Raw genomic sequence first — 7,626 nt, 5'->3', positions numbered from 1 at the left:
AACATACCACCATATAACTAACCCACTCGAGAGGAGGCCAGCCATGGCTGACAGAAAAGCAACGCTGACTGTAGATGGTCTGGACAAAGCAATCGAGCTGCCCGTCTATTCAGGCACCATGGGTCCAGACGTTATCGACGTCCGCGATCTGGTCGGCAAGGGGATCTTTACCTACGACCCCGGCTTCATGGCGACCTCTTCCTGCCAGTCAGCCATCACCTACATTGATGGCGAACAGGGCGTTCTGCTGCATCGCGGCTACCCCATCGACCAGCTGGCCGAGAGCTCGAACTATGTTGAGCTGTGTTATCTGCTGCTGTTCGGCGATCTGCCCAATGATGAGCAGTACGCAGACTTCGAGAGCCGCATCAGTAACCACACCATGGTCCATGACCAACTCAACAACTTCTTCAAGGGCTTCCGCCGCGACGCCCACCCGATGTCTATCATGTGCGGCGTGGTGGGCGGCCTGGCAGCCTTCTATCACGACCACATGGACATTACCAAGCCTGAAGACCGCGAAATCAGCGCGATCCGTCTGATCGCCAAGATGCCGACCATCGCGGCGATGTCCTACAAGTACAACGTCGGTCAGCCATTCCGCTGTCCGCGCAATGATCTGGACTATGCAGAGAACTTCCTCTACATGATGTTCAGCACCCCCTGCGAAAGGTACAAAGTCAACCCGGTGTTCGCCAAGGCTATGGACCGCATTTTCATGCTCCATGCTGACCACGAACAGAATGCCTCGACCTCTACCGTACGCCTTGCTGGCTCGACTGGCGCCAACCCGTTCGCCTGCATCAGCGCCGGCATCGCCGCCCTGTGGGGCCCGGCTCACGGTGGCGCCAATGAAGCCGTGCTGGCCATGCTCGACGAGATTGGGGACGACTCGGAAGAGAATATCCAGCGCTTTATCGACAAGGCAAAGGACAAGGACGACCCCTTCAAACTCATGGGCTTCGGCCATCGGGTTTATCGCAACTTCGACCCGCGTGCCAAAGTGATGAAGGAGACCACCGACGAAGTGCTAGCACAGCTTGGCAAGGCCGACGACCCACAACTCAGGATCGCTAAGCGCCTGGAGCAGATCGCACTGGAAGATGAGTACTTCATTGAGCGCCAGCTTTATCCTAACGTGGACTTCTACTCTGGCATCATCCTCAAGGCCATGGGCATCCCGACCAATATGTTCACTGTGATCTTCGCCGTGGCTCGCACCATCGGCTGGATCTCTCACTGGAACGAAATGCTCAGCGACAGCTACAAGATCAACCGTCCCCGCCAGCTCTACACTGGGCATGCAAAGCGCGACTATCCAGCATAATAAGCCGATATTCGCATGCTACCCGCTCAACGGATACTAACTGTATCTGCTGACTCAAGGCCGCCCAGAGCGGCCTTTTGTCTATCTGCTCACGGCATTCGTGCAGGTGAGCCTCACATCGAGGAGCAGCACTCATGAGCCAGACAATCACCACCGTCGCCTTTGTCGGCCTCGGCGTCATGGGCTATCCCATGGCCGGCCACCTCGCTCGCGCCGGTCTAACGCTGCGCGTCTACAACCGCAGCAGCGACAAGGCTATCCACTGGGTCAGCAAGTATGGAGGAAGCCATCACGCCACCCCCCGCGAAGCGGCGGAGGGCGCTGACCTGGTGCTGATCTGCGTTGGCAATGACGACGACGTTCGCCAGGTGACCACCAGCGAGCATGGCGCCCTGAACAGCATGTCTGAAGGAAGCCTGCTAATTGATCACACCACCGCATCCGCCGAACTGGCCAAAGAGCTTGAAAGCGCTTGCCGAGAGCGCGACGTCGGCTTTCTCGACGCGCCAGTCTCCGGCGGACAGCAGGGTGCAGAAAATGGCGCTCTGACCATCATGTGCGGCGGCGACAACAACGATTTTCTGCGTGCCGAACCGGTGCTGTGCCATTACGCTCGTGCGCTCAACCTAATGGGACCTGTCGGTAGCGGCCAGCTGACCAAGATGGTCAACCAGATCTGCATCGGCGGCCTAGTTCAAGCGCTCTCAGAAGGCCTGCACTTTGCAGAGCAAGCGGGGCTCGATCAGCAGCGGGTTATTGAGGTGATATCACAGGGCGCCGCTGGCTCATGGCAGATGGATAACCGTCACGCCACGATGATTGCCGGCAACTATGACCACGGCTTTGCCGTCGACTGGATGCGTAAAGACCTCGGCATTTGCCTGGCACAAGCACGCAAGCTTGGCGCCAGCCTCCCGGTTACCGCGCTGGTGGATCAGTTCTACGCTGACGTTCAGGCCATGGGCGGTGGACGCTGGGACACCTCGTCACTGCGTAAACGCCTGGGCTACTGAGCACCCCAGGAGCTGCTAGTCAATTCGGAGCTGACATACGAATCAAAGCCGCCATCTACTGCCCACCAGATGACATCGATTGCCGCGCTTTTTCATCTCGACAGGCCTGCCTGGCGCGGCAGCGACAGGGCTAAAATCTTTTCCACACATTCTGTGCATAAACCTGTTGAAAACCATTACAAAACACCCGCAAGGCGCCATGAACAGCGGCTCAGCCTCAGATTGGTTGTTTTTTGACCTAAGATAAGCCATTGATTTTATTGATTAAATGAAATATCAGTACAACCGTGTGGCTTCGCAGATTGCTTATACACACAGCAGGTACAAAGAAAGGTAAAAGTGGACAAGTCAAGCATATAAATGCGTTATTTTGTCGTCACAACCGGGCAGGAAGACTTGACATGGCGCAACATCAGCCAAGGCAATAGATGCCATAGAACACGCATAAAAAAGACGCCATAGAGGGCGTCCATAGTACAGCGTACGGATATTTTTCCGTCAAAAAAGCGAGGCAATACTATCGAAAAAGTGGCGTCCCATAGGGGGTTCGAACCCCTGTTCCCGCCGTGAAAGGGCGGTGTCCTAGACCACTAGACGAATGGGACGCATATCTCGACTTCACGAGGTGGCGCGTATATTACGCAGCAAGCCTTGGGCTGTCAAGCACGCCCTGACGCCAGCCCGACCGGCAACACACAAAACTGTACACCAAGTTGCCCTTGTGCCGACACGCATGGAAAAAATTGGCAACATGGGTGTCACACCAGATATCACATCAACAGATGAGGGGATAACTGACCATGCCTGAGAAGATTAGAAAAACCGAAGCCGAGTGGCGTGAACAGCTAACCGCCGAACAATATCGGGTCACCCGGGAGCAAGGCACTGAAGCTCCTTTCACTGGCGATTGCCAGGTCACCGATGAGCACGGAATTTACCACTGCGTGTGTTGCAACGCGCCGCTGTTCGAAAACGAGCACAAGTTCGATGCCGGCTGCGGCTGGCCAAGCTTCGACCGCTCCCTGACCGGCAAGAGTGTCGAACGCCATACCGACACCAGCCATGGCATGCGCCGTATCGAGGTCACCTGCTCACGCTGTGACGCGCACCTGGGGCATGTGTTCCCTGATGGCCCCCGGGACACCACCGGCGAGCGCTACTGTATCAACTCAGTGGCACTGGACTTTCATGGCGGTGAATAAATCGCATTGATCCATTGTTCAGCCTCCCGCACGGCCAGCCATCTGTTATGATGGCGGCCGTTTATTTTGCATGCAGGAGAGCGTCAATGCTCGGCTGGTTTCCGGGACACATGAACAAGGCGCGGCGCCAGATTCTCGAGGCGCTGCCGGAAATTGATGTTGTCATCGAGGTGTTGGACGCTCGCCTACCCTACTCCAGCGCCAACCCGATGCTGGCTGACGTCATCCGCCACAAGCCAGTGCTGAAGGTCCTTTCCCGCGCTGACCTGGCCGACCCTGAGCGCACCAAGGAATGGACAGATCATTTTGACAGCCAGCAAAACACCCGAGCGCTGGCGGTCACCACCACCCAGGCTCGCGAGCTCAGGCGGATTCCTGCGCTATGCCATGAGCTGGCCGGTCATATCCGTGCCGATCGTGACGTAAGAGTTATGATCATGGGTATTCCCAACGTCGGAAAATCCACCCTGATCAACGGCCTGGCCGGTCGCAGCATCGCCAGAACCGGCAACGAGCCTGCCGTCACCAAGCGTCAGCAGAAGGTCCGTATCGATGGCCAGGTCGCGCTGATTGATACGCCGGGAGTGCTGTGGCCAAAGATCGAAGATCAGGCCAGCGCGTATCGCCTGGCCGCCAGCGGTGCGATTCGCGATACTGCCATCGACTATATTGACGTGGCCATTGTGGCTGCCGCCGAACTCGCCAAGCGCTATCCTGACGCGCTGGTATCGCGCTACAAGCTCAAGACATTGCCACCGTACACGGCCAACCCCGACGCAGCGGCGGTCGAGGCCGATGGCGATCAACGACCTGACCTGCTGGCAGCCTCCGGCTTTGACGGTCACGCCATCCTGGCCGATATTGCCGCCAGACGCGGTGGCCTGCGCGCCGGTGGCGAGGTTGATCTGCATCGCGGTGCCGAGGTTCTGCTACACGAGTTGCGTGATGGCAAGCTGGGCCGAGTCACCCTGGAAACCCCCGAGGATATTCCCAGCCCTGGCGACGCTGAACAGAACGATGTGAAAGACAGTGAAGAAATAGACACCAATAGCGGACCTGAACAAAGCACCTGACGCCTGATCTTTGCCCGGACAAAGCCCCACCAAGGACCCCGTAAACACCCATGGACACCCCACAGATTGCCAAGTCCCAGAAGTTGAGCAACGTGTGCTACGACATTCGTGGCCCGGTGCTTGATCACGCCAAGCGCCTGGAAGATGAAGGCCAGCGTATTCTCAAGCTCAATATCGGCAACCCCGCGCCCTTTGGCTTTGAGGCACCGGAAGAGATTCTGCAGGACGTGATCAGCAACCTGGCCACCGCCCAGGGCTACTGCGATTCCAAGGGGCTATTTTCGGCACGCAAAGCCATCATGCAAGAATGCCAACGCAAAGAGATTCCCGGTGTTGGCATCGAGGATATCTACATCGGCAACGGCGTGTCTGAGCTGATCGTGATGGCCATGCAGGCGCTACTCAACGACAGTGACGAAGTGCTGATCCCGGCCCCGGACTATCCGCTGTGGACAGCCGCAACTCACCTAGCTGGCGGGCGTGCCGTTCATTACCGCTGCGACGAGCAAGCCGACTGGGCGCCGGACATGGACAGCATCCGCGCCAAGGTAACCCGCCGCACCCGCGCCATCGTCATCATCAACCCCAACAACCCCACTGGGGCTGTGTACCCACCCGAAGTGCTACGCGAGCTGCTCGACATCGCCCGCCAGCACAACCTGGTGGTGCTGTCTGATGAAATCTACGACAAGATTCTCTACGACGAAGCCGAGCACATCGCGACCGCTTCCCTGGCTGGCGACGACCAGCTGGTACTGACCATGAATGGACTGTCCAAAAGTTATCGCTGCGCGGGATTTCGAAGCGGTTGGATGACGATCTCTGGCAGCCAGGCTAAGCTGCGCGCACGCGGCATGATCCAGGGAATCGATATGCTTGCCTCAATGCGGCTGTGCGCCAACGTTCCGGCACAACACGCCATTCAGACAGCGCTTGGCGGCTACCAGTCAATCAACGACTTGATTCTGCCCGGCGGTCGCCTGCTGGCCCAGCGCAACCTGACCCACGAACGGCTCAATGCCATTCCCGGCGTCAGTTGCACCAGACCGATGGGGGCGCTGTATGCCTTCCCGCGCCTCGACCCCAAGGTGCATAGCATCAAGGACGACCAGCAGCTGGTTCTCGACCTACTACTGCAGGAAAAAATTCTGCTAGTACAGGGCTCCGCCTTCAATTGGCCAGAGCCGGACCATGTGCGCATCGTAACGCTACCCTGGGCCGATCAACTCGGTGATGCACTGGATCGCTTCGAGCGCTTTCTATCCACCTACCGTCAGTAACCCAGCGAGAGCCATAGCGCCAACGCACACTTCAATTTAAGGAGCACATCACTGATGATGAGAATCATGCTGTTTCTGGGCACCAACCTTGCTGTGGTGCTGGTCGCCAGCCTGACCCTGCGCCTGCTGGGCGTAGAATCCTACCTGACCGCCCAGGGCATGAATTTCAATGCTCTGCTGATCTTCTGTTTTATTGTCGGCATGGCCGGTGCCATGGTGTCGCTGTTCATTTCCAAGTGGATGGCCAAGCGCAGCACCGGCACCGTAGTCATCGAGCAGCCCTCCAATGCCACTGAAAAGTGGCTGGTGGATACCGTTGCTCAATTGGCCAGCGACGCGGGCATCGGAATGCCTGAAGTGGGTATTTTCCCAGCTCAGCAGTCCAACGCATTCGCCACTGGCTGGAAGCGCGACGATGCTCTGGTAGCGGTGTCTGCCGGCCTGCTCAACCGCATGAGCCCAGATGAAGTCCGCGCGGTTCTGGCCCACGAAATTGGCCACGTGGCCAATGGCGACATGGTGACTATGGCGCTGATTCAGGGCGTGCTGAACACGTTCGTAATGTTTTTTGCGCGGATTGTTGCGCACCTGGTTGACAGCTTTCTGCGCCGTGATGACAACGGCGGCGGCCTGGGCTTTTTTGGCTACATCGCTGTGGTGACGGTGGCAGAAATCGTGTTCGGCATTCTTGCCTCGATGATCGCTGCCTGGTTCTCACGTCTGCGCGAGTATCGGGCAGATGAAGCCGGTGCCAAGCTGGCTGGCACCGACGCCATGGTGGGAGCCCTTCAGCGTCTGAAGGCTGAAAGCCAGATGCCCGACCAGATGCCCGACACCTTGACCGCCTTTGCCATTACCACCGGCCAGACTCGCAAGCTGATGGAGAAACTGTTTGCAAGCCACCCGCCGCTGGACGAGCGCATTCGCGCCCTGAAAGAAGCCAGCTATCGCCAATAACCTGATGCACTCAGGCTGGCGCTTCATCCATCGGCCAGCCTGAAACCTGCGGCTGCCAGCGGCGCAGCCAACGCCTGGGCGTCATTATCCAGCTGCAGCGCAAGGGTCGAAAACTCACGCCGCAGGGGGTAGTTGGCGCGGCAGGCGTCGAAGCCTTTTTTCATGCCCTGAGTAGACGCGGCCAGTGCCAGCGCATCGTGATCGCGGCGCACGTCATACACCGCGCGCATGCATAGCCTTAACGCATCCTCGCTTTCCATTGCCGCCGACAGCCGCATCTCTGCAAGCGCCGGAGGCGGCAGCAGCGTCCCTTGAAGAATCCGCGCCGGCAGCCCGATTGTTCGACACAGAGCGCGATAGACGCCGTGGGTGCCGCGCAGCTTTCCATCTAGGCTGTAACCTGCCACGTGGGGGGTTGCCAGCTCGACCAGCCCACTCAACGCAGCATCAATGGCCGGCTCCTGCTCCCAGACATCTAACGCCACCTGCAGATCGCCCTGCCGTTTAAGCCGCTGACGCAAGGCCTGGTTGTCCACACAGCCGCCGCGGCCTGCGTTCAGCAGCACCGTACCTGGGGCCAGCGACTCTATTCGCTGTGCATTTAACAGATGGTGTGTGGGGTGCGTGCTATCAAGGGTCAGTGGCGTATGCAGGCACAACACGTCGCACTGTTCAATCAGCTCATCCAGCGAATGAAAGCCAACGGAGGCTTCCTGCTCGGCTCTGGGCGGATCACAGGCCAGGCAGGCAACCCCCATGGCCTGCAGGCGATGT

7 protein-coding genes and 1 tRNA gene are annotated in these 7,626 nt (G+C 58.4%); 6 read left to right on the top strand and 2 right to left on the bottom strand.

Going from position 1 to position 7,626, the window contains the following annotated elements; genetic code table 11:
• Positions 1 to 43: 43 nt before the first annotated feature.
• Positions 44 to 1,327 (top strand): citrate synthase, encoded by a 1,284-nt coding sequence (gene gltA / locus ACTH3D_RS11855; RefSeq protein ID WP_441667331.1) that lies wholly within the window; start codon positions 44 to 46, stop codon positions 1,325 to 1,327.
• 134 nt (positions 1,328 to 1,461) lie between these two features.
• Positions 1,462 to 2,340, top strand: a complete 879-nt coding sequence (locus ACTH3D_RS11850; RefSeq protein ID WP_441667330.1) for an NAD(P)-dependent oxidoreductase — start codon at positions 1,462 to 1,464, stop codon at positions 2,338 to 2,340.
• Positions 2,341 to 2,869: 529 nt separating this feature from the next.
• Here the strand turns inward: ACTH3D_RS11850 and ACTH3D_RS11845 are convergent.
• A tRNA-Glu gene (locus ACTH3D_RS11845) sits at positions 2,870 to 2,945 on the bottom strand.
• Between the two features lie 195 nt (positions 2,946 to 3,140).
• On the opposite strand from ACTH3D_RS11845, the gene msrB reads away from it, so the two are divergent.
• The 4 genes from msrB to htpX all read left to right on the top strand — a co-directional run bounded on the left by msrB (position 3,141) and on the right by htpX (position 6,852).
• Positions 3,141 to 3,542, top strand: coding sequence for a peptide-methionine (R)-S-oxide reductase MsrB (msrB, locus tag ACTH3D_RS11840; protein ID WP_441667329.1), 402 nt, complete (start codon positions 3,141 to 3,143; stop codon positions 3,540 to 3,542).
• An 86-nt stretch (positions 3,543 to 3,628) separates the two neighbouring features.
• The gene (gene ylqF, locus ACTH3D_RS11835) at positions 3,629 to 4,615 is read left to right on the top strand and encodes a ribosome biogenesis GTPase YlqF (RefSeq protein ID WP_441667328.1); all 987 of its coding nucleotides are present in this window, start codon (positions 3,629 to 3,631) and stop codon (positions 4,613 to 4,615) included.
• Between the two features lie 50 nt (positions 4,616 to 4,665).
• Positions 4,666 to 5,895 (top strand): pyridoxal phosphate-dependent aminotransferase, encoded by a 1,230-nt coding sequence (locus ACTH3D_RS11830; protein ID WP_441667327.1) that lies wholly within the window; start codon positions 4,666 to 4,668, stop codon positions 5,893 to 5,895.
• Positions 5,896 to 5,949: 54 nt separating this feature from the next.
• Complete coding sequence (gene htpX / locus ACTH3D_RS11825; RefSeq protein WP_441667326.1) at positions 5,950 to 6,852, top strand: protease HtpX; 903 nt, start codon at positions 5,950 to 5,952, stop codon at positions 6,850 to 6,852.
• A gap of 23 nt (positions 6,853 to 6,875) precedes the next feature.
• On the opposite strand, the gene ACTH3D_RS11820 is transcribed toward htpX, so the two are convergent.
• On the bottom strand, positions 6,876 to 7,626 hold a 751-nt coding region (locus ACTH3D_RS11820; RefSeq protein WP_441667325.1), incomplete at its 5' end, for a DUF3410 domain-containing protein.

Source organism: Halomonas sp., assembly GCF_052095765.1.
Classification (GTDB): Bacteria; Pseudomonadota; Gammaproteobacteria; order Pseudomonadales; family Halomonadaceae; genus Halomonas.
This window is presented reverse-complemented; position numbering and strand designations above follow the sequence as displayed.

Bases quoted from the DNA above. Each gene is read 5' to 3' on its own strand.
- gltA (WP_441667331.1), top strand. From the start codon at position 44: ATGGCTGACAGAAAAGCAACGCTGACTGTAGATGGTCTGGACAAAGCA.
- ACTH3D_RS11850 (WP_441667330.1), top strand. From the start codon at position 1,462: ATGAGCCAGACAATCACCACCGTCGCCTTTGTCGGCCTCGGCGTCATG.
- msrB (WP_441667329.1), top strand. From the start codon at position 3,141: ATGCCTGAGAAGATTAGAAAAACCGAAGCCGAGTGGCGTGAACAGCTA.
- ylqF (WP_441667328.1), top strand. From the start codon at position 3,629: ATGCTCGGCTGGTTTCCGGGACACATGAACAAGGCGCGGCGCCAGATT.
- ACTH3D_RS11830 (WP_441667327.1), top strand. From the start codon at position 4,666: ATGGACACCCCACAGATTGCCAAGTCCCAGAAGTTGAGCAACGTGTGC.
- htpX (WP_441667326.1), top strand. From the start codon at position 5,950: ATGATGAGAATCATGCTGTTTCTGGGCACCAACCTTGCTGTGGTGCTG.